A 26847-nucleotide genomic window follows, 5' to 3' on the forward strand; every position below is an offset into this window, starting at 1 on the left:
ATTTTTTTTATTAGAATGATACGTTTAAGCCAAAAAGCAATGTTCTTGGAGAAGGATATGTAAACCGGTCTATCCCAAAAGTTTGAATCCCGTCTATGGTGCTTCCCGTGTTGATCTCCGGATCAAACCCGGAATAATCTGTAACCACAAATAAGTTCTGGCCCGTTAGAGTAAATCTGACATTACTTATCAAATCTCCTAAACCAAGATTTTGAGGTTTTAGGTTATACCCTAGGGTGGCATTGTTTAAGCGAAGGAAGCTACCATCCTCTAAATAGCGGGTAGACACTTCATTGGAGTTGCTGTTGTCCTCGTTCGGAAATTCTACTGCAAAATCTGTCGTATTCAGGTTTCTGCTCAACTGTCCTTTTGAAAATAGGGACATAGCCGTATGGTTAAAGATTTTATTCCCAGAAACTCCATTAAAGTTAAGACCTAAATCAAAATCTTTATAATTGAATTTAAAATAAAACGCATATATGATATCCGGCAGGGCACTTCCGACAACGACACGGTCATTATCCAAAATTTCACCGTCACCATTGACGTCCCTAAATTGATTACGGCCATCAGCACCTATACCAATAAATTCCTTCATATAGAATGCACCTACAGGTTCGTTGTTCAGATACCCATTAATAGTGGCACCAGTTTGCCCGGCACCTTGGGCGGCACCAGTAGTAATCACCTCAAATTGGGAGTTTTCAACTGTATTTTCAGTAAAACTCATATTACCTCCCAAATTAAACATGAAGTCCTCCGAGAGCATTATTCTATAATCCAGTGCCACTTCAACACCCGAATTTATAATTTCCATATCCGGAATATTGGTCCAGATTTTTGAAGTGGGCTGAATGGGATCTATCCTATTGGCAAGTAGTACCACATCACTGGTAACTTTGTGAAAATAGTCCAAGGTACCCGTCAATTTACTATTGAAGAGACCAAAATCCAATCCAATATTGGTCTGTGTGGAAACTTCCCATTTAAGATCGGGATTTGCCGTTCGGGCAGGAACAGTACCAAATGGATAATCATCTATAGTACTTGCATTTGGATCAAGAGGATAAGTATCATTGTCCGCCTTACTGTCTATATAACTTGCCAAACTTACTTTATTATCTATCCCTTCCTGGTTACCTGTTTGTCCCCAACTAGCACGAAGTTTTAGATTATTGATAACGTCGCTATCGGCCAATATGTCTTCCTTACTAATATTCCAGCCCAATGCTACGGATGGAAAATATCCATATTTGTTGTTGGCGCCAAATTTTGAAGAACCATCGGCACGCATGGTGGCTGTAAGCAGATATTTGTCCGCATACCCGTAATTAAGCCTACCAAAGAAAGATTGAAGTTCATTCTTAAATGCATAACTGTTCAGGCTCGTAGGATTCTCTTGGCTACTGATCTGATCCTGAAATTTAGGATCAATATCATTGGTTGCGAAGCCCCTAAGATCGAAATGTTTTTGCTGAACATATATTTCCTGATAGGAATGTCCCGCTAACAAGGTAAAATTATGAACGCCCTCATTATAGGTATAGGTCAATGTATTCTCTACCAAGGAATTCCTATTATTGGTATAGTAAGAACCAAGTGTACCTTCTACCAAGCTTTCCAGTATAGGATACGGATTTGTCTGTACATCCCTATCCGTTGCCGAATAATCTACCCCAAGATTGGCCCTATAGGTCAACCCTTTAAAAATTTCTAAAGAAGGGGCAATATTTGCCAAGATACGGTTGCTGTTGGAAACATCACTATAAATTTGGTTACGTACCGCGGGATTCAATCTATCATCGAACAAGGTGGGTTCCCCGTTGGTATAAAGTGGAATTGTAGGGTTCAATTGTAGCATATCCACTGTCATATCACCAATATTAGGCCTATCATTTACTGTTCTTGAAGCCGTCAGATTCAAATCAACATTAAAACGTCCGTCCAATGCTTTCTGGGTCAGATTTACCCTTCCTGAATATCTTTTTAAGGAACTGGTATTAAAAATCCCTTTTTGATCATCGACCCCAGTGGATACGTAATAGGAAAATTTATCTGCGGCCCCGCCACTCATAGCAAAGTTAACATTCTTGGAAATGGCCGTTCTAGTCAGTTCATCTTGCCAATCCGTATTAGCACCTCCATCCAATAAAACACCTCCTACAGCAGGAACCTGTTGCCTAAATTCATCGGCGCTAAAGACATCCATTTTATTGGCCAAAGTGGCCATTGCAGTAGAAATGGATAAATTCATTTCAGATTTGCCGTCCCTTCCTTTTTTGGTAGTGATAACAATAACCCCATTGGCGGCGCGCGCTCCATAAATGGCAGCTGCGGAAGCATCCTTCAACACATCCATCGAGGCTATATCCTGAGGATTGATAAAATTTAAGGGATTGGAAGCTACTCCAGTACCACTATTGTCTATAACAAAACCATCAATGACAAATAGCGGTGTAGTTCCTGATCGGAGACTCCCCAATCCACGAATAATAATGTTTTGGGATGCACCTGGCTCCCCACTTACCGAAGTTACATTGACACCCGACACTTTACCTTGCAAAAGCTGACCGGGATTGGCCACTACTCCTTTGTTAAAATCTTCACTTTTAACGGAAGCGATAGATCCGGTTACATCAGATTTCTTTTGAACGCCGTAACCTACTACTACCACCTCATCCAACAATGATGAGTCTTCCTGCAAGGATACACTCACATTGGTTTGACCGTTAAGCGGAAACTCCTTGGTAGCATATCCTAAAAAGGATACAACCAAAATTGCATTTTCATCCGATACCTGGATGGCGAAATTACCATCAAAATCGGTCGTAGTTCCATTTGAAGTTCCTTTTACCACCACAGTTGCACCTGGTAAAGGAATATTCTGTTCATCGGACACTGTACCACTTACTGTGGTCTGCGCCCATGACGTTAGGGATGTGCCTACCAATAAGACAAACATCAAAAATTTCAGTTTCTTCATATTTTTATGGTTTAAATTAGTTTTGTCGTAACCAATTTAACACTAAATTAACGATATCGGAATTTTTATGGCCGTAAAAACAATGCAAAGGTTTGCATTGTTTCCATTAAGAAGAATTTTCTTACCAACCTATCTGCCGTAGTCCAAATTCGGTATCCTAGCCTAAGACAACCCACTTTAAAGCTACATTTCTATGTAAGGAACAAGCCTAGAAACCAAGGTGACCATTTTGGATTATGCTACATTCTTCCAAAAAATAATTAAAGGAGTCTGTTGTCTATGACCTAAAATTACGCTGCCGATTAATCAATGTTTGGTTATTCTCGGCAAAACTAAATAAATACAAGTACGAAAATGAGACGGTTTTATGATTTTACTTTGGCTTTACGTTTTAATAACAAACACATGGTTGCCATGTACCAACATCTTACACGGGCAACATATAAAGGTATAGGATAGATTGAATTTAAGTTATAGCAAGCGAAAAATATTTTGAATTCATAGCGCTAATTAGTTCATTCTACCGCATTTAAAGTGATGTTTACTACAAAAAACAGATTGGTTGCAATTTATACAAGTTAAATGATGTGCACTTTTTTGCTAAGCTAACACTAACTTAACATTGTAACACCCAGACCTATTTATTTTGAAGAGGCGTAAAGTGGCCCAATTTAATTTAACCAGAGTAATTAAGGAATCATTCCATGAAGAATAAGGGCCAAAAAATAACCTTAGCGGATAACTTATTGGCTTTCAGGAAGTCTATATTATTCCCTTTATAGAAGCCCTTAAAAATCGAATGTATAGAGGACGCCAAGGGTAAGGGTGGACCAAGTGGCACCATCCAACGCTATTCCGGTATAGGAAAAATTTACTTCTGTCTGGGCGCCCATTAAATAACCTATTGTTGGTCTATAATATAATCCACCGTCATTACCGTCGTTTATTCCGATGGCCTGACCAATATCACCCCCAATAGAGAAGGAATTGGATGTCCAAAATCTAACAGAAGCGGCAAGGGGTACAAATTGAATATTGGGCAAATCCTCGGAAAAAAGGTCCCTATCATATTTTTCAGGAAAGCCATTTACGAAACCTACCATTACCCCTAGGTCTATAATTTCACTTAGACCCCATCGATATCCCAGATCAACTCCTGCCACCAGACTAAGATCATCTTCGAATTCATCTAATGGTAGCCCTCCATGGATTCCGAGTTTCATACCTTGTTGGGCATATAATCCTATACTTAAAAGAGCAATAACAAAGGTAGCGAGTACTTTTTTCATAAATGTTGGTTTTTGTTGGTCCGCATAAATCTAAAATCTTATCCAAACCTTAGCGAATTTTTGTTGTAAAACGTTCAAAAAAGGTTGTGGACAAACTGATTTTTGAAAACATTCAAATATGCAATCTTAACAAAGAACTGCCAAGCAGTACCATGAACATGCAAAATGGAATATGCAATCACCAAATTAGCAAATGTGATATTTTAAAAATATCTTTAAATAATTAAATATGAATCCATTTAAAGTTGCCTTAAAAAACGTTTCTGCAATGAAAAAAACATCTGCTATTATTTGCCTCATTATGGTAACCGCTTTATTTGGGCAGAACAAGAACTTCCAAATTTCAAAGGAAATTATAACTTACCAAGATCTGTTCAACTCGTCCAATAACCCCAACATCTCCTGCTACCGTATACCTGCCTTGGTCACCGCTCCCAACGGCGACCTTATTGCGGCCATTGATGAACGGGTACCATCCTGTGGCGATTTACAATGGAGCAAGGACATTAATATTGTGATTCGAAAAAGTACCGATAATGGTAAAACTTGGTCGGAAATAGAAAAAATAATAGATTTTCCTAGCGGAAAATCAGCTTCTGACCCTTCCATGATCGTGGACAACATCACCAAGGAAATATTTCTGTTTTATAACTATATGGATTTGGATCATGAAAAAGATGTTTATTACTTACATGTTATAAAAAGTAAGGACAACGGCAAAACGTGGAGCGAACCCGAAGATATTACCACTCAAATTGCCAAAAAGGAATGGCATAACGATTTTAAATTTATCACCTCTGGCCGTGGCATTCAGACCCGATCCGGCACCCTATTGCACTGTATGGCAAATCTTAATAGTGGGATGCATGTTTTTGGCAGTAAGGACCATGGAAAATCCTGGTTCTTTATCGATACTCCTGTGAGTCCTGCTGACGAATCCAAGATTGTAGAGTTGGCCAATGGGGATTGGATGATCAACGCCAGGGCGAATAAAGAGGGTAAAAGGTTTGTACATATTTCCAGTGATGAGGGAAATAGTTGGAAAACCCGACCCGAACCTACCTTGATAGATCCAGGATGCAATGCCAGTATTGTCCGATATACCGCCATAAAGGATGGTTATAAAAAAAATAGATTATTATTCTCCAATCCTAAAAGTGACAAAGATCGTGTTAACTTAACTGTTCGTATTAGCTACGATGAAGGTCAAACCTGGTCCGAGGGAAAAACAATTTATAAAGGGGAATCGGCCTACTCGTCCATGACCATATTGGACAATGGTGATATAGGTTTAATTTTTGAAAAGGACGACCATACCGAAAATGCCTTTGTAAGCTTTTCATTGAATTGGTTGACTGATGGAAAAGACACCTACAAAAAACCAAAGAAATAACATTTAATCATAGAAATATGTTAGTAATAAAGGACTTAGCCGATTATGACCATCCTGTTTCGGACATGTTCCAACTGCCAAAATCAGCGGCGGAATGGGAGCAATACAAATTATCCGATGAACAGGTGGCACACTTTCATGAATTTGGATATCTATCCGGAATAAAACTATTGGAGGAATGGCAAGTGGATAGATTAAACCAAGAATTGGCAGCAATTATGGACCCCAATCATCCCGGGAATCATTTGTTCTATGAATTTCACAGTAACGAATCCCAAGACCCTAATTCGGTTTTATTCCATTCCCTTGGACATTGGCGTATTACTCCTGGATTTCATGACGTTCTTTGGAACCCTGCCTTTATAATGGCAGCCCACCAATTGTTGGAAAGCAAATCCGTTAGATTTTGGCACGACCAATTATTTTGTAAGCCTGCCCTCCATGGTGGTGTAGTAGCCTGGCATCAGGACTACTCCTATTGGACCAGGACAATAGCCATGCAACATCTTACCTGTTGGACGGGATTGGATGATGCCAATACAGAAAACGGTTGTCTCCATTATATCCCTAAAAGCCATAAATGGGGTCTTTTGGATGCCCCTTCCCTTGCCGGTGATATGGACGGACTCATGAAATATCTTAGCGAGGATCAAAAAAAAGAGTTTAAGCCTACGCCCATTGAGCTAAAAAAAGGCTATGCAACCTTTCATCATCCTCTTATGGTACATGGTTCCTATGAAAACAAGTCGGAAAGAAGTAGGCGGGCATTTGTCCTTAATGTATTTGCCGATGGCACAGTAAGCAATACCGACGATGAGCTCTTGGCCGGAGTTCCCAAAGTTCCAAAAGGAAATAAGATGGAAGGCAAGTTTTTCCCATTGCTTTATTCTGGAAAATAAAACAAAATGCATAGCATAAAATACCAATCAAAACTTTAGCCATCTTATTATGAAGCCAGAGCCAAGACCCTATATACTTGCCGAAACCAATTGGAAAACTGTTCGAGAGCAAGATTATACCGTTGCCATTTTACCTTGGGGTGCCACCGAGGCGCACAATTACCATATGCCTTATGGCACTGACAACATTTTGGCAGAGCACGCCGCTGTAGCATCGGCCGAAATTGCCTGGTCCCAAGGTGCTAAAACCATTGTTCTGCCAACTATCCCTTTTGGCGTAAATACGGGACAAATAGATGTTGATCTATGCTTAAACATGAACCCAAGTACACAAATGGCAGTTTTAAAAGATTTGGTTCAGGTCTTGGAAGCCAACAGTATCCATAAATTGGTTATCGTAAACGGACACGGAGGCAATAATTTCAAGCAAATTATCAGGGAACTGAGCATAATATATCCCACTGTCTTTGTTTGCTCCCTAAATTGGTGGCAGGTAAAAGATGGGTCTCAATTTTTTACCGAACCAGGCGATCATGCCGGGGAATTGGAAACAGCCGTAGTAATGCACCTAACCCCAGATTTGGTATTGCCTTTGGACCAAGCTGGAGATGGAAACGCCAAAACTTTCAAAATAAATGGATTAAAAACGGGTTGGGTTTCCGCTCAACGTAAATGGACAGCGGTAACAAAGGATACAGGAGTTGGGAATCCGAAATTAGCCAACCCGGTAAATGGAGCCAACTTCTTTACAGCAGTGACAGATGGCATTGCAGATTTTTTTGTAGAGCTGCACCATGCCAATTTGAATGATATGTACGAATAAAAACAATTGCTTATATAACCTAATTTGTAATTAGGAGGTTTATCCGAGGGCTGGACACTTCCTTATTTGGTAACATATTCCAATTTATCTACAAACGGAAAGTCCTCCCTTTTCAGTTTCCATCGTCTATGGCTCCACAACCACAATTCTGGGGCGCTAATGATGGCCTGTTCCAATTGTTGGGCGTATTTCTCTAAAATTTCAAAATTGTTTCTTAATTGTGGGTGATCCTCAATGATCCGAAACTCCAATTCGTAATAACCTCTTTTTAATTTTTTGAAGAACGGAAATAGAACAACCTGATCTGTTTTTTTGGCAATCTTATCGGCACCAACAAAAAAGGCGGTTTCCTGATTTAAAAAGTTGTACCAATATTTGGAACTCCTTTTAGTTGGACTTTGATCGCCGATCATACAATTTAAGGTAAGTACTTTCCTTTGATGATTATCTATTATGGTCCTAAATCCCTTGTCCGATTCTACACAATGTACACCAAAACGTTCCCGCATGTTTTTGAACAACTCATCAAAATACTTGTTTTTGATAGGTTTGTAAAACGTATTGGAACTATAGGGAAACATCAATGGCAAAAAAACCAACCACTCCCAATTGCCTTGATGCCCTGTGTACATGAGAATACTGCGTTGGTCGTTTACATATTGCTGTATCAATTCCGGATTCTTAATCAGCAGGCGCTTTTTTATTTCCTTCTCCCCTATGGTCAACCTTTTAAACGATTCCAAAACAATATCACAGAAATGCCTGTAGAAATCTTTGGCTATTTGTTCTATTTCATTGTCACTCTTGGAAGGAAATGAGTTTCTAAGATTATTGAACACCACCTTTTTTCGGTAGCCCACAATGTGATATACCAAAAAATACATAAGATCCGAGACCCTGTAAAGAGCCCACATCGGGAGTAAGGAAATAGCGTAAAAGGGGAGAAATTTAAATCTTGAAAGGTATTTCATCCTGTATTTCATTTAAGTATTCCAAATAATACCCATTACTTACTACTTGGGATTTCTTATCATTAGTAGGTCAAAATTAAAAATACTTACCCAATGCGGTAAATTATGAAACGGTAAGAATTTGTTAATACTGCTCAAAATCTATCTAATTTATTGATTTTCCATTAATTAACTACATTTCTTGATTAGAAAGAGAATATAAAAATTATGGATATTTTATTCTCTTCTTGTGCAGCACCAACTAAAATAATCGCCAAAACCTTTCCAAGACACGGGTAATAAGGAAGTCCATTGACAAGTAAGAAAAAAGTTGAGATCAATCCCTAAAAATGACTAATATCATTTAGCTGCGCTTTTCAATTTCTTAACTTTAAGGTTGCAGGTATATAAATTTACAACTACCGACCATTTTTTATCCATTCCCAACTTTTAGTATCACATATTAAGCTGTTAAATATTGGGAACGTCAAAATCTAAAGAATCATGTATTTAATCTAAAACACAACATTATGAGCGCTGCAATAAATAAAAAAAGAATGATGGAGTGGTTGGATCCCAACGAAATGCACGAGGCTAGTCTAAAGTGGATGTCGGAATTAAAATTCATAAGGGACGAACAATTGTTCTTAAACGATTTGGTAAAATCTTACACCTTACAATTAACGGATTCGTCCGTGTTCAACGAAAGTAAGGAAATAATAGGAGCCATCGCCTCTTCCGAAAAAGAGCTAATCGTACTGATGAAAAAGGTCCAAGCCCATGAGAACCAATTGGAGATCATGATGGATGAAATAGACCAGTTGAAAATGGAAAAAGCATATACAGAAACCCATTGGGAGTTGAATTCCGAAATGGCTAGGTACTCTGTTCAATACAGGGAACTTAAATTGCGCCTATTTAAATTGGTTTCCAAGGTCATTAAAAAAGATAAAGGAAATAGGTTGCTGAACTAAGTTACGATCGAACCAAAAGCACCAATTTTTTTGTTACCCTATAGTCGGGCCACAATAGCAATGGTCTCATTTTCACTTGCCTTAATGGCTATCCTTCCCGCCACTCCCGTAATTTGTCATAGTCCCTGTACCAACAAGTTTTAACAAAGTTTGGGAGGGTTTTTCAATTTATTTAAGAAGTTTTAAAGCAACCTTTGTTTAGATAAAATATCTAAGAAAAAAAATCGTTTAACCTTGGTCTATTTTTAGATAATCTGAAATTCATTAACAATATGGAAATAGTGAGCCCAATAGTAAAAATTATAGACAATAATCCATTTATCTCAATAGTTTTTTGTCTGCTCATAGCCTTAGCACTCATCACCTACAAAATCATTAAAAAGAGAACCTATTAATAATTAATAAAGGGGAAAATGCCTTTATGCACTTCCCCTTTCTTTTCTTTATTACCCAAATCATCATCACCCGAACAAAAGAACGCATTGCCAAGTATAAAACCTTTATTACTACATTATTTAGTTGTGAATTTAAAGGTGGTTTTTGAGCTATACTTTTCCCCCGGATTCAGAACCACCGATGGAAAATCCAATTGATTAGGAGAATCGGGATAGTGCTGGGTCTCCAAACAAAAGCCACTTCTTTTTTTATAGGTCCCCCCCTGCTTGGCAGGAAGGGTACCATCCAGAAAATTACCAGAATAAAACTGTACTCCCGGTTCAGTAGTGAACACTTCCAAAACCCGGCCACTTTCCGGATCATAAGCGGTTCCAGCCAATCGATGTCCTTTGTCCCTACCGTTTAAAACCCAGCAGTGATCATAACCGCCGCCCTTCTTTAATTGATCATCGTCCGCCTCTATCCTGCTTCCGATGGGTGTTGGTTCCCTAAAATTGAACGGAGTGTTTTCCACATCAGCAATTTCCCCTGTGGGAATTAGGGTATTGTCTACCGGAAGATATTTATCCGCATTCAAACTAAGGACCTGATCAAGAACAGTTTTGGAAAAATCCCCTGACAGATTAAAATAACTGTGATTGGTAAGGTTTACTATTGTTTTCTTATCTGTGGCTGCCTCATAGTACATATCCAAAGAATTGTCATCCTTAAGGGTGTAGGTAACCGTGGTATTCAAGTTCCCGGGATATCCTTCCTCCATATCCTTGCTCAAATAAACCAATTTTAAGGCCGCATAATTTTCGCCCGTTTCCTCGGATGCCTTCCAAATCACTTTATCAAAACCCTTAATACCTCCATGCAAATGGTTTTCTCCATTATTAACGTCCAAACTATATTCCATTCCGTCCAAAGAAAATTTTCCTTTGGCTATCCTGTTTCCATATCTGCCTATAATTGCACCAAAATACGGGCTACTCTCCATGTATTGATCTAGGTTGTTATACCCTAAAACCACATCTTCCGAAATACCTTCCTTGTTTGGAACTTTGATGGAAAGAATAATTCCACCATAGGTTATTATATCCACCGTCATTCCTGTACTATTTTTAAGGGTATAGCGGTCTACCTTCCCGCCATCTGGCGTAGTCCCAAATTCGCTTTTTTCAATACTCACTTTTTCAATTTTTTGGGTCAATCCCTTTTTATGTTCGTCTTTACACATTACGCTAAAAATCACTATCCCTAATAAGGATAGGCCATAAAAAACCTGATTTATGAACTTCATATTTTTTACATGGCAGATTAAAGTTGGCGTTTAAATAAATGGTAATATACAAAACCAACAGACACCATCTTTTCATAAAAAAAAAGAATACGCCTTTTAAAAAACTAAAAAGTCCCCCTCAACCCAATAGTTCCCGGTCCGACTTGAAGTTTCCAGCTAATCCTGTCCTTGGAAAACTCTACAGGATACCTTTCCTTCTCTAGATACTTATCAATAGAATCGACCACCACAACACTTACCGCTATACTCAGCGCCACATCGGTCAACCAGTGGGCGCCACTCCATAATCTCGATACAGGGGAAAGAAGCCCCAAAGTGTAAAATCCGCCCTTGGCCCAAGGATTTTCAAATTGTTTACCTATGGCATAGAAGGTAGTAAATGCCAATATGGTGTGCCCTGAAGGAAAACTGTGATAGGCAGCCTCGTTACTAAAAGGTTCAAAACTTGCTTTTCCAACATTGGTAATGGGCCTGGCCCTCCCTACTAAAGTTTTACTCACGGTCTGTATCAGTCCAACTGTTGTGGCCGATGAAATTAAGAGCACCCCTGTTTTTCTCCAATCTTCATTCTTCGTTAAAAGACCTATTAAATACACTCCGCCATTTAGGGAATAGTTGTACAAAGGTTTTCCGAGATAATAACCCGTTTCCTTAAGAACTCCGGGCACATCCTCTTCCTGCCTCTGAAACCAGTTGGAACTTTCCTCATCAAAAGTAAATAAGGCAGCTGTACCCAAGACAATGCCACCTGCCTTTAAAAAATCTGCTTTTCCCCAATGAAACGGCCTGGAGTAGGCATGTTTTAATCCACCAAAGGCACTTGCCCCATCATATGCCAACGTTTTCCATGTTGTTAGCGTATCCCCAACATGGGATTGCCCCTCCAATTTGGGAATACACACGAATAGGACTACACAAAATACAATTACCTTCACTTTTACCACCATTAGCAAATCAGCCTTAATTGTAGTCAAAAATAACCAATTATAGATTTACTTGTAAACATTATCGGAATCTATGGTAAAAAAACAACAAATAACAGGAGGGCCCCACTAAGACTTAGACATACAAATTAACCCTGAAATCCCGATACATTCCTGGTGCAAACATAATTGCTTAGGTGGCTAGTTGCTATTATACATCGGTAAACATTTTTGAAATAAACAAAAGATCCCAACATCGTTGCAGGATCGGTATTCAATTCCCTATTATAAGATCCAATAGTGTAGGCTTTGTTCAGTAGAATCTTTGATAAAGGTGGATTGAAAGTAATAAGCCATTGATATACATTGACCTTATTTAGTCAATACCGATACATTATAAATTTATCCCCGTTCCTTGAAGAGAGCTATCATGATCCCAGGTAATTAACCAGGGGTCACGGGTTTTAATTTGAAAGTCCTTCATTTTTTTGATCATTTTATCCATGACTCCCTTATAGTTTGGGTCGTTGGCCAAATTAAACATTTCATCTGGATCTTTTTTCAAATCGAATAATTCAAATTCAGGGCGAAATAGGTAATCTTGAAGCCTTCTTTTTCCGTAAAACTCCTTGTTGCCACGATACACTTCCTGCCAGGTCGATGCCGCCCATAAGTCCGAGGCAAAGGGATATTCCATTCTCCATGCTATGTTTCTTATAAGTTTGTAATTCTTATCCCGCACCACCCTCATGGGGTAATACATAGTGATTTCATGAAAGGTATGGGAGGCGTATATTTGATCCCATCCTTTAGGTTCCTTTACATTCAATACATCTTTAAATGAACGTCCATGAAAGGATTTTTCCTTTATATCCACTTTCGCCATATCCAAGATAGTGGGAGTCAAATCTACCCAAGAAATCATAGCATCCGAAGTCGCATTCTTCAATGTAGAGTTAGGGTCCTTAATAATACAGGGCAGTTTCATACCAGGCTCATAAAGGGTGGTCTTGGCCCCTGGAAAAGCCATTCCGTTGTCGGATATATAAATAACAATAGTGTTGTCTGCCTTGCCCGACTCCTTGAGCATCTGCATCAACCTCCCAAAACCTTGATCTATCCTAGAGACACTTTGATAGTATTGCGCAATTTCTTCCCTGCTTTCCTTGGTATCTGGCAAAAAATCCGGTACCACAACTTCAGCTGGATCATAGGTGATAGTTTCTACACCAGGATAGCCATCTACCTTATTTCCGAAACTGTTCGGTGCGTCCCACTGTCCAGGGTTGGTCGAGGCCGCACGATGTGGGTCATCTGTACAAAAATAAAGAAAAAATGGCTTTTCCGAATTCAATACACCCATACATTGCTCAGCCATTTCCACAGTGTTTCTTGGGTTGGCCTTTAGCTCCGCCTGAAAATGGTACACCGATTCGGGAGCCACGTGGTACTTGCCTATCCTAGCTGTGGCATAACCCTCTTTCTCCAATAACACTGGCAAAGATTTTATTTTATCATAGGTACTAAAATGATGGTAATCATGCACATGACCATATGACCCAGTTGCATGCCCATAGAGTCCAGTTAAAATAACCGATCTACTGGCGGCACAACTGGCAGAGGTACAGTAGGCATTATTGAAACGCACGCCTTCCCTAGCCAATTGATCCAGGTTAGGCGTCTTAATTACATTATTTCCATAGGCACCCAAAGCATCTGTTCCGTGGTCATCGGCCACAAAAAGTATTATGTTGGGCCTGGTTGCTGAAATCGGTTTAGACTGTACTTCTTCTTTTATGTCTGCACAACCAAGAAGCAAGCACCCTATAATAGTGAAAACTAAAACTAGTAGCCTTAAATTCATTGGATATATTTGTTTATAAAATTTCAACACAATACTAAACTAGGCTAACAAAAAAGCAACCAAGGAACATATTTGATGCTAACCTTTCATTATTCTCCAACCATTAACAAATGGTCTATTTCAACTCCAAGTCTTCTATTTCCCCTGTACCAGTGCCCCGAATCTTTTCGAAATCCGCAACCAATTCCTGAAGTTTATCCGGATTGGATTTGGCCAAATTATCCTTTTGACTTGGGTCGTTCTCCAAATCATATAGCTGATATTCCTCTGAATTTCCAATTTCTATATTGACCGACTTAATAACCGCGGGTCCCTTATAAGGGGGAATCATAGCCCATTTTCCTTTTCTGAAGGCCGTTCTTGAGGTGGCTTCCAACACCAATTGATCCCTCCCGTTTTGGGATTTGCCCAAAAATTCATCCAAAAGGTTCTCACTATCCTCACCTGTTTTATCACTTCCGACCAAAGCGGCGATTGAAGTGAGCAAATCCACTTGGCACACCATGGCATTGGATTTTCCTGGAGCAATGGTGCCTTTCCAATAGGTAATAAAGGGCACTTTGGTACCTGCCTCGAACAAGCTGTACTTACCACCCCTTAATATTCCTGCCGGGGTATGGTTGCCCAATTTCTCTACGGCATCGTCATAATAGCCATCATTGACCACAGGGCCGTTATCACTAGAGAAAAAAATCAATGTATTCTCCAATATTCCCTCCTCATCCAAGGTTTTCATAAACTCTCCTATCATCCAATCAGCTTCCAGAATAACATCTCCCCTAGGACCCATACCCGACTTCCCTGTAAAACGCGGATGGGGGGTACGGGGTACATGCGGCTGTTGCAAGGCATAATATAAAAAGAAAGGTTTGTTTTTATGCTCTTTTACATACTGTTGGGCTTTGGCCAGAAAATGGTCCGCCATATCCACATCGCTCCATTTGGCGGCCTCCCCACCTTTCATAAAGCCTATTCGCGGTACTCCATTCACTATACTGTTGTTGTGCCCATGATGCCATTTCATCGTAGTCAGTTCCGGGTTGTCCAATCCTGTTGGTTCGCCCTCAAAATTTTCCTTATAACTAACTTCTATGGGGTCGTTGGGATCCAATCCGTCTACATATCCGTCGGCTATATACACTGTTGGCACCCTATCCTGTGTTGCAGCTAAAATATAAGAATAATCGAAACCCACTTCATTGGGACCAGGCGATACCCGTTCGTTCCAGTTTACCATGCCGCTACCAAGTCCCAAGTGCCATTTCCCTACAATACCGGTGGCATAGCCTTTCTCCTGCAGCATTTTGGGCACTGTAATTTGGGTAGTGTCAATAATCAAGGGAGCAGTTCCAGGTAATATTTTGGCGTCCTTATTGCGCCAGGGATACCTACCGGTTAATATGGCATATCTACTTGGTGTACAGGTGGCAGAGGTGGCATAGCCATTGGTAAACTGCACTCCTCCCGTTGCCAGGGCATCCATATTTGGAGTGCTGATCTCGGTGGCACCATAGGCGCTCATATCGCCATAGCCAAGATCATCCATATAAATAAATACAATGTTGGGTTTTTTAGAACTTTCCACAACAGCGACCTCTTTTTCTGCCTTGGATTTACATCCAAGCATAAGCAAAACTACCAGTGCGGAATGGAACAAACTCTTTTTGATAATCTTCATACTCTATTTAATTAATTTACTGATTTTGATTGTAGCAGCCCGTAAGATACTACGCGTATAAATATTTTTAATCCAAACCTTTTTGCAAACTTAAATTTCATGAACAACCATACGCTGAAAATTCAAATCGATTTCATTTAAGATTGGTAATAATAGGTGGGTTAATTACCTAAAACTTTAAACAAACCGGTTGCGAAAGACCTAACTGATTTCCGGTATATTTAAGAAGTCCTGTCTGCTTATCTACCCTAAAAACAATAATATTATCCGATTTCTGGTTGGCTACCAAAAGAAAATTGCCATCTGGCGATAAGGCAAAATTACGGGGCCAATCCCCTTGCACATTTTCTATGCCAAGAAGTTCTAGATCTCCGACTTCGGATACCGAATAAACAGCAATACTATTATGCCCCCTGTTGGAAGCATATAGGAATTTGCCATCCTTGCTAATATGAATATCGGCACAAGCATTGGGTTCTTGGTAATCTTCTGGGAGGGTACTCTTTTTATCAATTTTTGTAAAAACGCCGTTCTCTTCATCCACAGTGGCCGACACAACTGTGCTGGACAATTCATTTATAATAAACACCTTGTTTTCAGTTGGGTGGAATATAAGGTGTCTTGGCCCATCGCCGGGATCCAGCTGTAAAGCCACTTGCGCTTCCCCCAATTTGTTATCCGAATTTATCGGATAGGTCAGAATTTGATCAATACCCAAATCTACGGCATATAAAAACTTTCCGTTTTGGGAAAATTGCACGCAGTGGGCGTGGGCGGATTTTTGGTTGGGATGTGGACCACTTCCGCTGTGCTGTACCCCTTGGGGATCATCTATCATACCGCCTTTTTCCTCCAAAGGATATATTACTATACTTCCGGAACTATAATTAGCGGCAGCAAGAAGGTGCTCCTCGGGACTTACCCCAACATAGCAGGCTCCATCCCCTATACTGGAAAAATTGGACAATTTGTCCAGGGCAGTTTTATCTTTGTTCCATTGAAATGCCGATACACTCCCTGGTTTGGTACCATTGGAAGAATAGACCCTATTCCCATCTTTGGATAGATAAAGATAACCTGGCTTGTTCTCTATAGCCACACGGCGACTATTGAACAATTCCCCAGTTTCAGGGTTAAAATCGACCTGATAAATTCCCTGATCATCCCCTTCGGCAAAAGTACCTACCAAAAGTTTTAGAGCTTCTTTATGAATTTGTTGTGGCGCGCTTGCCAAATTGGCATTTTTGGGTTGATTCTTACACCCAACCACTAGCACCCATAGAATACTGAACATTAAATAATTAACAGGTCGTTTCATGATAAAAATGGAATTGATTTTGTTAAATATATTCAATTGAATTTAAAACCCCTTTACTTCTTCTTTTATCTTGGCGAAATGCTCCTCAAGGCCTTCAAAATTTCCTTCCTCTATCAGCTTTTTGTTGAAGAGGGAACTACCCATGCCAACGCCCACAACACCAGCCTCAAAAAAAGATTTGATATTTTCCAAAGAAACTCCGCCTGTCGGCAAAAGCTTAATGTCGTTAAGTGGAGCCGCTATGTCCTTTATAAACCGTACCCCAAGCTGGCTGGCCGGGAATATTTTTACAGCCGATGCCCCTAAACTCCAAGCCTTATATATTTCCGTTGGGGAGTATGCTCCCGGAAAAATAGGTACCCCTTGTGCTACAGCCGTTTTAATAACGACCTCATCAATGATAGGGGTCACAATAAACTGGGCTCCCGCAGCAACGGCCTCTTTATAATCCTCCATATTGCAGACCGTACCGGCACCCACATTAAGTTCTTGAAATTCGCTTCGGAGCATGGATATCATTTGGACAGCTCCCGGCGTGTTCATGGTTATCTCTATGGTATGAAGGCCCGCCCCTAAATACGCCTTGGCAATATCCGGCATTACGTCCATGGACACCCCCCTTACTATACCCACAATAGGTGCCTTATTATAGAGCTCCCACGAAAATGCTACTTTATTTGACATGTGTTTCCAAAATTTTACGCTGCCCTAGCAGCAGGGCTGTTTCTATAATTCGTGGCTCGAAACATACGATTCTGCTCCCCTCCAGAAAGGACTTCAAAGCCAATTGGTACAATTCGTTTTGTATTCCCGTTACCGAAAGGTACACCGTTTCACTTCTACTTTTCAAATGGGACAACTCCGCTCCTATCAACATCCCGGAAAGGAAATAATAGTTTTCGACATTGGAGGATTTATGTATCAAGCTATCTGCCCTAATGGAAAAAAAAGATGCCATCTGTTGGTTATCGACCCCTTTTTGTACTCCTTTCAAAAAGATGTCCTTATATAAAGGGCTCCATGGTGATTCTTCCATGGAAGCCGACAAAATACTGTGCTTGCCTATAACCTCAAATAATTCCCCGGTCATATAAGTGGTAAAATCCATAAACCGCCCATCGTTGAATTGGATGTGTTTGCTGTGCGTTCCTGGCAACAAAAGAATTCCCTTTCCACTCTTTGGCAGGTAATCCGAAAGCCCAATAGCCTGGATTTCTTCCCCCCGCATTACATCGTTATTGGTCCTTGCTCCAGAAACTAAAAGAAGGTTCAAATTAGGACCTATAGCAATTAAATTGCTAATTAGACCTTCCCCTGTAAAGGAAATAGGGAATTTACAATAATCCAACTCCTGCATGCCAATGGATGAAGACAACATGCCCGAAGCCACCAAAAAACCCATTCCAGCTTCCGGTACACCCAACTTTTCCAGCTGAGGCAATAAATAATCGGCAAAAAAGGCCTGCTGGGATAGTTTCTTTTGCTGTTTGTATGCATGATAGCATTTTTTAATCCCCATATCGGTCCTGATTTCCGATAGTATCTTTAAGGACTGCGTTTCCACCAAACGCAGTCTAAAATTGGAGGTGCCCCAATCACAACTAATAAATTTTTCGGGTAGCCCCATATTTGTCATCAAGCTTAAATTGCTCTTTTTTTATATTCCGGTTATCGCAACGTGCAATGGCCCATCAACGCTCTTCAATATCATCGATCCCTATTCTTTGAAGGGTAAATAAATATCCAACAGAAACTAGAGCTTGTTCTAAAGATGCCATTATTCCCGAAAAATACGTTATTTTTTTTCATCGCTAAAACATATATCGGTCGCCTAGCAAGTATTGGCTCAAATTCCATGTTTACTTTTTGTTGCCCGGATGGCTTCATCTTATATTTCTTCCACTATAGGTCAAATCCTTGAAATATAGACAGGTAGGACCATTTCCCTTAAAAATCATCGATAAAATATGGGGATTGACCTAGGGAATCCACGTTTCAATCTATTTCATTTAATTCCAAATTTGGAGGTTGGAAGCGTGGTTTGACTACAATTTGGAAAACAACATAAGTATAAAACAAGCCGAATTGTCCATGAACATTATGGAAGCTAGCTTTCTAACAACAAATCAATTCCACTAGTTTTGGATAAATTTTATAATGACCTAGTATTAGTTGGTCTTACGTTTTTTAAACCACAGGTCCTCCAAACTTAAATTCAAGGTCAGTACATGGTAATTTTCCTTGACGAGTATATTTTCTATTAATCCTGTGGATCCATAGGAATAAGATAAATTGAGCATAGAATTATTACCCCGGCCAATAGGCAAACCAATACCGGCAGTAAAATTATAACCTTCTATTTTCTCATCGTTAAGGGACAAATACCCAGTATCATAGTTGAACCCCGTTCTATAGCGAATACGCTGATTAAATTTATAACTGGCAGCATTTCTAACGAATTCCAAACCTACGGCATAGATATCCTGATCAACGTATGTACCAATATTCTCGGACTGTTCGGTATCACTCCAGTAATTCTTTTTATAATCGGCATTTATGGTAAAGGATTTCAGGAAGTTGGCACTTAACCCAACACCAAGTTCCAATGGCATATTGAAGTCGGAAACAGTATCACTTTCATCCTCTTCCACCTCTATTTCAACCCCGCCAAGACTTTTAATTACAGAACGCCTTACATTACCCTTAAGACTTGTGGGTAGTTGTACCGTACTTCCAATGGTGATTTTGTTTGTAAGGTCGTATTGCAATCCAAGACCAACACGGGCACCACTGTAATTGGTATCCTCGGTGGAGACCAGGGCACTACCGTAAACCTGAAAGGATTCTTCTTCCTCAATTTTTCCAAATAATACGGAAAAACTGGCCCCAAACCTTAAATTATCAGTAATTCCATACCCCAGGTTGAAATTAAGATCGCTCATACCCCCAAGTCCATTGACATTACTTTCGAAGGATTCTTCAGATCCCTCAATATTGGTTTTTACCCCTACCAGGGTATAACCAACATCGGTATAAGGAATAAGGGCAATACCTGCCCCCAGTCTTTCGGCTATCCGGAAGGCAAGGGCCAAATTGGAAAAGTTGAACGTGGTTTTGGATTCGTTGTATATCCTATTGCTATAATCGTTGTATTTCCCTCTTATACCTACATCATAAAAAAATGAATTTTGGGGTATCAAGGCAAAATTGGCAGGATTTAAATTGTTAATTTCCGTATCCGATTTCAACGCTATTCCGGAGTATCCCATCCCATTGGTCCGCCCAATACTGGTCTGATTTATTACACCTAGACCATATAGGGAATAAGGGGAACTTGTAAGCCCTTCGGATTGCCCCAAAACAGGAATTGCGGATATAAATGTTAGAAACAGGGCCAAAAAAGGTAATTTATTCATCTTCATCATATATTGCATAGGTAAGTTCCAATTTTACACCTTGGTCAGAGCCCTCTGTTCCCATTAAAACAAAACGGTCTACAGTACTGTTATAATCCTCTGGCAAAAGAACAATTGCATAGTCGGCATCCCTTTCCGTCGTCAATATTCCTTCAATGTAGGTTGTCAAGGGTATTTCGTAATAAATATCATTGAATTCTTGACCATCAAGGTTTAAAGTGGCTTGTATGGCAGCATTATCCGTTCCCACCAATTGTTCCGATAAATCGTTGTTTTGATCCACTATATACACCGATAAATTATCCCTTAAGGCCAGTTCATCACTATAAGATCCGGCTACCGGTTTAATTTTTAGAACAGCATTTAACAGGGTGCCCTGTCCCGGAATATCGAATAGCGTTTTTAGATTCGTAAGTTCTATTTTGGTGGTATATCCAATACCGGATTGCACAAAACTTTGATTGCCCGTTACGGAAGTATTGGGAACAACCTCCGAATCTGTAATTTTAGTTAAATATTCATTGGTTTCAACTACCGACATCTTGTTGAAGAATGGTATTGGACTACTGGCGGTGTTTATGGCAAAATTTGCTGTAAATAGTGTTCGACTATCCGCTCCGGGAATGCTATAATACATTCTCATTACACTTGTAGAAAAATCAAACCCCACTATGGACCCATCGTCGTCTTCGCCCGGTTGAAAGGTTAGCCCATGAAAGTAATCCTTAAATTCCTCGGTATTGGTAATATCCTTTTGTTGTAATTGATCAAAAATACCGAGCCCTAAAGTGTCGCTCAGTTTTATAAATAAAGAATCGGTTCCAAGAGGCCTTGGAGTGTAGGTTATGGAACCTAAATCTTCCTCGGAATATGCCACCTTGCTGGTATTGTAAAAATTGCTCCCATCCGCTGGCTCTAGAAGTTCACTTAACTCCTTAATATGGATGGTGTTGCTTTTAAGAGTGTCATTGTAGTAATAAGCGTCATATGTAAGAAAGAAGCCGATACTGTCATATTCCGCCTCTGAATCGATAGAATAACTGTTGGGCAACAATTCCACATAACTTGCACTTTTCACGGCCCCAAAAACTGGATCCAAATATTTACCTATCAACATACGGCCGGCTTGTGAAGTTACGAGACTATCAAACTTCATGGTATAGGTTTCTACGTTCATAGTATCAATTTGCACTACCCGTATATTACTGTTGGTAAATGTCCCGCCGGCCACAAAATCGGAATCATTGATAGTATCATCGCTACATGAAACCACTAATGTCAGCAAAGCTAAAAGTCCTAGGAGTTTTCTCATTTGTTCATTATTTGATACCAAAAGTAGATGCGTTTCCCAAGCCTAAAAACGCCAATAGACCAATCCACAAACTTATAAGACCAAATAGGGGATTTTAGCTATTAAAAAGGGTCTGCCATTGGTAGATAAAATAGCCGTTTTCATATGTTAAATAGCTTACTTTATCTATTTAAGTTTTAAACCCGAGGTTCGGCATCTAGTTTTGAAAAAAAAACAACTAATGAAATACATTTATAACATGAAGGAAAGGGTAAACCACATTAGAATGTTAACTATGGCTAGCTTAACACTTTGCTTAATGGCCAGTTGCTCTAGCGACGATGAAGAGGAAGATTTAGGAAACTGGATAGATAAATCTGTATTTGATGGAAGTCCCCGTAGTGGTAGTGCCTATTTCACCATTGGAAACATTGGATATAGTGGCGTAGGGTATGACGGGGATGATTACCTAACTTCCTTATGGGCCTATGATATGGATGGTGACTATTGGTCCCAAAAAGCCGATTTCCCAGGAACAGCAAGGAATGCCGCTGTAGGCTTTGCCATAAATGACAAAGGATATATAGGATCTGGTTATGATGGCCTGGACGAACTGTCTGATTTTTATTCTTACGACCCAAGCACCAATACATGGACGGCAATTGCCCCGTTCCCATCTACCCCAAGGAGAAGTGCTATTGCATTTGGTATAAACGGCTATGGCTATTTCGGTACGGGTTTTGACGGTGACAACGATAGGAAGGACTTTTGGAAATACGACCCATCTTCCGATAGCTGGTCCGAGTTAGTAGGCTTTGGTGGAGACAAAAGAAGGGCTGCAACCACCTTTACCATAGGTGATACGGTATATATGGGAACCGGGGTTTCCAATGGTATTTATTTGAATGATTTTTGGACTTTTGATCCAGCCACAGAAAGTTGGACACAGAAATTGGATCTTGACGAAGAGGACGATTACTCCATTGTTCGAAGCAATGCATTAGGTTTTACCCTAAATGACCATGGCTATATAGCCACTGGAACTTATGGGGGAACCTTACAATCTATTTGGGAATATGACCCTAGTACCGATACTTGGGAATCCAAAACTGATTTTGAAAGAACATCCAGACAGGATGCAGTGGTATTCTCCAACAACGTAAGGGCATTTATAGGGCTAGGACGCACTGGCAGCCTGTACTTGGATGATTTGGAGGAATTTTTGCCCTATGACGAATACGATGACGAAGACTAGTGATTTTGATTTTGTTTACTTATTGATTTTCAAAGAGAGCTATGCTAAACGGCATAGCTCTTTTAAAATTAAAAATATATGAAAAGAATTCTAGTTGCATATACTCTAATTGCAGTAGTAACCGGATTATTATTTTTAAGGTTCACAGATTTCTCCTATGGCACCACAAAAAGCAAAACACCGCTGCATTCCGAAATATTTGAGGTTGGAGATGGTTACGGATATCAAATACTTTTGGAGGATAAAGTACTCATAAGACAGGAATACATTCCAATTTTGGAAGGCAATCGGCCGTTTGCTACAGCCAAGAATGCGGACCGTACGGCAAATAAGGTTATCACCAAAATACTAAAAAAAGAGAGTCCTATTTTAACAATTTCCGAACTGAAGGAATTACAGATTCCAGAGTTTAACCTATATTAGGGCAGTACATGGTTCTTGACAAAAAAAATGTTCCGCAATGGCTTGTTCACGCCCTACTTTGGCTTACGCTCTGTGGACTATTATTTTATCCCTTTCTCACCGAATCAAGAACCCTGCCCTATAGCCTCATGGCAAAATTACTCTCTGCCATGGCACTCTTCTACCTTAATTACTATTATCTGGTGCCGAAAATATTACTAAAGGGCCGTATGTGGCACTATATTCTATTGTCTGTAACAGTCCTTTTAACCATTGGCCTTTTCACAAGTATTGCTTTCCCGCCATTACCGCCCAACGACTTTCCAAGGCTGGAAGCTCATATGCGACAGCGAGGTGGGAATGGCCCCGGAGGATTCAGGCTTTTTATGATGAGCACATTTATCTTTGCCGTAACCTATATTTTCAGCACGATGTTAAAGGTGTATACGGAATGGCAGAAAAACGAAGATCTGAGGAAATTGGTGGAAAAAGAAAAAATACAGTCAGAACTTCAATTTTTAAAGACGCAATTAAGTCCACATTTTCTTTTTAATTCTTTAAACACCATTTATTCACTTTCGGTTAAACAATCCCCGGACACCTCCGAAGCGGTCATCAATTTATCCGAACTTATGCGATATATGCTCTACGAGGCAGACAAAAAACTGGTACCTTTAGGAAAAGAACTGGAATACATTAAAAGTTACGTGGCCTTGCAACGGCTCAGACTATCTGATGGGGAGGATGTCTTTCTAAAAATATCTGGCGAAGAAAGGGGAAAATTCGTACCACCGCTATTATTTATCTCCTTCATTGAAAACGCCTTTAAATATGGCACCGATTATAATGGAAAAACCTTTGTAAAAATAAACCTTTTGGTAAACCAAGAGTCCATACATCTACAGGTGATCAACACAATAGGTACTTATAGGGCAAAAACCAAAAGTAGTGGGGTGGGTCTTGAAAACGTAAAAAATAGATTGAACTATTTGTACCCGAATTCGCATGTATTGCAGATTAATAACGACGGAAAGTCCTACGAGGTGAATTTAACTTTAAATTTAAAAAACTATGAATTGCATAATCATTGATGATGAGCCCTTGGCTATAGATGTTTTGGCAGACTATTGCAAAAAAATAGATTTTACCGAAGTAGTAGGGACCTATACCAATCCTTTGGATGCCATAACGGTCATAAAGGAAAAAAAAGTTGATGTCATTTTTTGTGATATTGAAATGCCACAAATTAGTGGCCTGGAATTTATAAACGCTCTGGAGAACCGGCCGTTATTTATTTTTACCACGGCCTATACGCAATATGCCGTAGAAGGTTTTGAACTCAATGCAGTCGATTACTTGGTAAAGCCAATTCCCTATCATAGGTTTATAAAGGCCATTTCAAGAACCAAAGAAATTTTGGCGCAAAAGGTAAAACCAACGGAGGCCAATATTTTCCCCTCATTTGGCAGAAACAACGATATCCAGAAATTTATTTTTGTAAAATCTGAACACGAGAATGTAAAAATAAATTTGGATGATATAGAATACATCCAAGGACTAAAGGATTATTTAAAAATTCATATTGCCGGTACCAATAAGACCATCTTAACGCTTTTAAGCTTTAAGGATATAATGGAAAAACTGCCCAGTTACCAGTTCATAAGGGTACATAAATCTTTCGTGGTCAACGTTAACGTAATTAGATCCATACAAAGGAACCGGATCGTAATCAACGATACGCGTATCCCTATCGGCGAAAGTCATAAGACCCAATTCTTTTCTTTTTTGGGATTGTAAGAAGCCTATAATCAATAAAGGAAATTAATGATTTATAGGTTACATGAATACATGTATATCGAAGGAATGAAAAATAAGTTCATTACTTCTTTACATCTGTTTATCTTTTAATCAATATTGTTCAATTCTTAATTAATGCATCCCCTTTTTCCTAACTTTCCCAATGGTCAGCAATAATTTGATGTATTTCCGGATTATCCGAATCGGTATCCCCCAAGGCTTCCCTTTGCCTTAATATCTCCTCTTTCATTTCGGCAATAATATCCTGATATTCCGAATCGGAATATGCATTATGAAGTTCTTTGGGGTCCTTTTGCAAATCAAAGAATTCCCAATATTTATCGGGTTGTTCTTCCTTGGTATATTCATTTACCTTGAGTCCGTTTCCATAATAAAACGCAAGTTTGTAGCGCTCTCCCCTAATTCCGAAATGGCCAGGTCGGTCTTTGCTATGGTCCCAATACCTATAGTAGCCATGTTTGCGCCAATCCGCGGGGGTATTTCCCTTTAAGTTATCACGAAAACTATGCCCTTGCATGGTTTCCGGATACTGTATCCCGGCATAATCCGCGAACAGGGCCGAGAAATCCGCATTCTCTATGATATCGGAATTTCTAGTTCCGGCGGGAATTTCTTTTGGGTATCTTATAACAAAGGGCATGTGAATGGATTCCTCATAGATCAAACGCTTGTCGAACCAACCGTGTTCCCCTAAGAAATAACCCTGATCTGCCGTATAAATAACGATGGTATTTTCTGCCAATCCAGATTTGTCCAAATAATCCAACAACCTCCCTATATTGTCATCAATGGCAGCTCCGCAACGCATAAAATCCTTTACAAATTTCTGATAGGTCTTCATTCTTGCTTCATCTGCGCTAAGGCCCTCAACTGAAAATGGTAATTCTGGATAGGCCATATAATCCTTTCTCAATTCCGGATCGGCAGTGGCAGCCAAATAGCGTTTTTGTAGGTTGTCTATAGATTGCCCTTTAAAGACCCGCCCAGTAGTTTCGGCTCCTTGATCGTAGAAGGAATCCGGAACAGGAATTAATTCATCGCGATATAAATGACTAAAGCGTTCTGGGTAATCATAAGGTTCATGTGTTGCCTTAAAATGGCACATGGCCATAAAGGGTTTGGATTTGTCCCTATTTTCTATCCACTCCATGGTTTTATCCGCAATGATATCGGTACTGAAACCTTCCACTACCTTACCTCCACCGTAGTAGTCTTCCCAATTGTCGGCAGTTTTCAATCTTGGGTTCCAGTAATCCCCCTGCCCTGGCAATACGGCATAATAATCAAATCCTGCCGGCTCTTGTTTTAAATGCCATTTACCAATAACAGAGGTAGAATAACCACCCTTTTGCAGCTCTTTTGCTATATTGTTATGTTCGGGAGACAGGCCCGCACCCAAAGTGGTAACTCCATTAATGTGACTGTATTGGCCAGTAAGTATCGTTGCCCTACTTGGAGTACAAATGGAATTGGAGACCAAACAATTCTCCAGGACACAACCCTCGGCCGCCAACCGCTTTATATTGGGATTGTGCACATAATCCTTGAGTATGCCCCCATAAATCCCCCATGCCTGGGCGGTATGGTCGTCGGACATAATAAAAAGGATATTAGGTCTTTCCAGATTGACCACTGATTTTTCTTCAGTCTTATACTTACAACCTGAGATTGCCATTAATAGCACAGAACCAAGAACAGCTCCAATGAATTTCGTCTTCATGATGTTTTATTTTAAAGCTTAAAATTCCTAAAAATTGCCATTAAACCCAAAGAAAGGCTCGACCGCATAAGTTAGGTATACTCATTTATCTATTTTAAACAAAATGTACTTTATTTAAGGCAAAATACATAACCCGGAGAAGCCTTCATTTTTGGAACATCACATTGCGA

At 39.8% G+C, this 26847-nt stretch carries 21 protein-coding genes; 8 read left to right on the forward strand and 13 right to left on the reverse strand.

The window, feature by feature from the left end; translation table 11 throughout:
* Positions 1-10: 10 nt before the first annotated feature.
* Together B9Y87_RS14185 and B9Y87_RS14190 are read right to left on the reverse strand one after the other, a co-directional pair.
* The gene (locus tag B9Y87_RS14185) at positions 11-2983 is read right to left on the reverse strand and encodes a SusC/RagA family TonB-linked outer membrane protein (protein WP_139827244.1); all 2973 of its coding nucleotides are present in this window, start codon (positions 2981-2983) and stop codon (positions 11-13) included.
* A gap of 788 nt (positions 2984-3771) precedes the next feature.
* Positions 3772-4272: a hypothetical protein gene (locus B9Y87_RS14190; RefSeq protein ID WP_085499642.1), complete on the reverse strand. Its 501-nt coding sequence runs from the start codon at positions 4270-4272 to the stop codon at positions 3772-3774.
* Between the two features lie 229 nt (positions 4273-4501).
* Here B9Y87_RS14190 and B9Y87_RS14195 point away from each other — a divergent pair, with 229 nt between their 5' ends.
* From B9Y87_RS14195 to B9Y87_RS14205, 3 genes are read left to right on the forward strand one after another with little or no spacing between them, the layout of a single operon-like run.
* Positions 4502-5665, forward strand: a complete 1164-nt coding sequence (locus tag B9Y87_RS14195) for a sialidase family protein (protein ID WP_245808714.1) — start codon at positions 4502-4504, stop codon at positions 5663-5665.
* Positions 5666-5682: 17 nt separating this feature from the next.
* A complete protein-coding gene (locus tag B9Y87_RS14200; RefSeq protein ID WP_085499643.1) occupies positions 5683-6564 on the forward strand; it encodes a phytanoyl-CoA dioxygenase family protein in 882 nt (293 codons plus the stop codon).
* Positions 6565-6613: 49 nt separating this feature from the next.
* Positions 6614-7387: a creatininase family protein gene (locus tag B9Y87_RS14205; protein WP_085499644.1), complete on the forward strand. Its 774-nt coding sequence runs from the start codon at positions 6614-6616 to the stop codon at positions 7385-7387.
* 62 nt (positions 7388-7449) lie between these two features.
* On the opposite strand, the gene B9Y87_RS14210 is transcribed toward B9Y87_RS14205, so the two are convergent.
* On the reverse strand, positions 7450-8358 hold the full coding sequence (locus B9Y87_RS14210) for a lysophospholipid acyltransferase family protein (protein WP_176225637.1): 909 nt from the start codon (positions 8356-8358) through the stop codon (positions 7450-7452).
* A gap of 509 nt (positions 8359-8867) precedes the next feature.
* Here B9Y87_RS14210 and B9Y87_RS14215 point away from each other — a divergent pair.
* Positions 8868-9311: a hypothetical protein gene (locus B9Y87_RS14215; protein ID WP_085499646.1), complete on the forward strand. Its 444-nt coding sequence runs from the start codon at positions 8868-8870 to the stop codon at positions 9309-9311.
* A 511-nt stretch (positions 9312-9822) separates the two neighbouring features.
* Here B9Y87_RS14215 and B9Y87_RS14220 read toward each other — a convergent pair.
* The 9 genes from B9Y87_RS14220 to B9Y87_RS14265 all read right to left on the reverse strand — a co-directional run bounded on the left by B9Y87_RS14220 (position 9823) and on the right by B9Y87_RS14265 (position 21503).
* Positions 9823-10992 carry an aldose epimerase family protein gene (locus tag B9Y87_RS14220; RefSeq protein ID WP_085499647.1) on the reverse strand — a complete coding sequence of 390 codons (1170 nt, stop codon included), beginning with the start codon at positions 10990-10992 and terminating at the stop codon, positions 9823-9825.
* Between the two features lie 104 nt (positions 10993-11096).
* Positions 11097-11966, reverse strand: coding sequence for a phosphatase PAP2 family protein (locus B9Y87_RS14225; protein WP_245808715.1), 870 nt, complete (start codon positions 11964-11966; stop codon positions 11097-11099).
* Between the two features lie 343 nt (positions 11967-12309).
* Positions 12310-13779, reverse strand: coding sequence for a sulfatase family protein (locus tag B9Y87_RS14230; RefSeq protein ID WP_085499649.1), 1470 nt, complete (start codon positions 13777-13779; stop codon positions 12310-12312).
* A gap of 115 nt (positions 13780-13894) precedes the next feature.
* A complete protein-coding gene (locus B9Y87_RS14235; protein WP_085499650.1) occupies positions 13895-15457 on the reverse strand; it encodes a sulfatase family protein in 1563 nt (520 codons plus the stop codon).
* A gap of 169 nt (positions 15458-15626) precedes the next feature.
* Complete coding sequence (locus B9Y87_RS14240) at positions 15627-16775, reverse strand: lactonase family protein (protein ID WP_085499651.1); 1149 nt, start codon at positions 16773-16775, stop codon at positions 15627-15629.
* A gap of 42 nt (positions 16776-16817) precedes the next feature.
* On the reverse strand, positions 16818-17459 hold the full coding sequence (locus B9Y87_RS14245; protein WP_085499652.1) for a bifunctional 4-hydroxy-2-oxoglutarate aldolase/2-dehydro-3-deoxy-phosphogluconate aldolase: 642 nt from the start codon (positions 17457-17459) through the stop codon (positions 16818-16820).
* Positions 17449-18411, reverse strand: a complete 963-nt coding sequence (locus B9Y87_RS14250) for a 2-dehydro-3-deoxygalactonokinase (RefSeq protein ID WP_085499653.1) — start codon at positions 18409-18411, stop codon at positions 17449-17451. Before B9Y87_RS14250 ends, B9Y87_RS14245 begins: the two co-directional genes overlap by 11 nt.
* Positions 18412-18943: 532 nt before the next feature.
* Positions 18944-20191, reverse strand: a complete 1248-nt coding sequence (locus B9Y87_RS14260) for a BamG family beta-barrel-assembly machinery protein (protein ID WP_245808716.1) — start codon at positions 20189-20191, stop codon at positions 18944-18946.
* Positions 20184-21503 (reverse strand): DUF4270 family protein, encoded by a 1320-nt coding sequence (locus tag B9Y87_RS14265; protein ID WP_085499656.1) that lies wholly within the window; start codon positions 21501-21503, stop codon positions 20184-20186. Before B9Y87_RS14265 ends, B9Y87_RS14260 begins: the two co-directional genes overlap by 8 nt.
* Positions 21504-21723: 220 nt before the next feature.
* Here B9Y87_RS14265 and B9Y87_RS14270 point away from each other — a divergent pair, with 220 nt between their 5' ends.
* The 4 genes from B9Y87_RS14270 (at position 21724) to B9Y87_RS14285 (ending at position 24936) form a co-directional block, all read left to right on the forward strand.
* Complete coding sequence (locus B9Y87_RS14270) at positions 21724-22737, forward strand: Kelch repeat-containing protein (RefSeq protein ID WP_245808717.1); 1014 nt, start codon at positions 21724-21726, stop codon at positions 22735-22737.
* A 78-nt stretch (positions 22738-22815) separates the two neighbouring features.
* Complete coding sequence (locus B9Y87_RS14275) at positions 22816-23160, forward strand: DUF4907 domain-containing protein (protein WP_085499658.1); 345 nt, start codon at positions 22816-22818, stop codon at positions 23158-23160.
* Positions 23161-23168: 8 nt separating this feature from the next.
* Positions 23169-24230: a sensor histidine kinase gene (locus tag B9Y87_RS14280; RefSeq protein ID WP_085499659.1), complete on the forward strand. Its 1062-nt coding sequence runs from the start codon at positions 23169-23171 to the stop codon at positions 24228-24230.
* Positions 24211-24936, forward strand: a complete 726-nt coding sequence (locus B9Y87_RS14285) for a LytR/AlgR family response regulator transcription factor (protein ID WP_085499660.1) — start codon at positions 24211-24213, stop codon at positions 24934-24936. Before B9Y87_RS14280 ends, B9Y87_RS14285 begins: the two co-directional genes overlap by 20 nt.
* A gap of 151 nt (positions 24937-25087) precedes the next feature.
* On the opposite strand, the gene B9Y87_RS14290 is transcribed toward B9Y87_RS14285, so the two are convergent.
* Positions 25088-26677, reverse strand: a complete 1590-nt coding sequence (locus tag B9Y87_RS14290) for a sulfatase family protein (RefSeq protein ID WP_085499661.1) — start codon at positions 26675-26677, stop codon at positions 25088-25090.
* Positions 26678-26847 lie beyond the last annotated feature (170 nt).

This window comes from Arenibacter troitsensis (genome assembly GCF_900177645.1).
In the GTDB taxonomy this organism is placed as follows: Bacteria; Bacteroidota; Bacteroidia; order Flavobacteriales; family Flavobacteriaceae; genus Arenibacter; species Arenibacter troitsensis.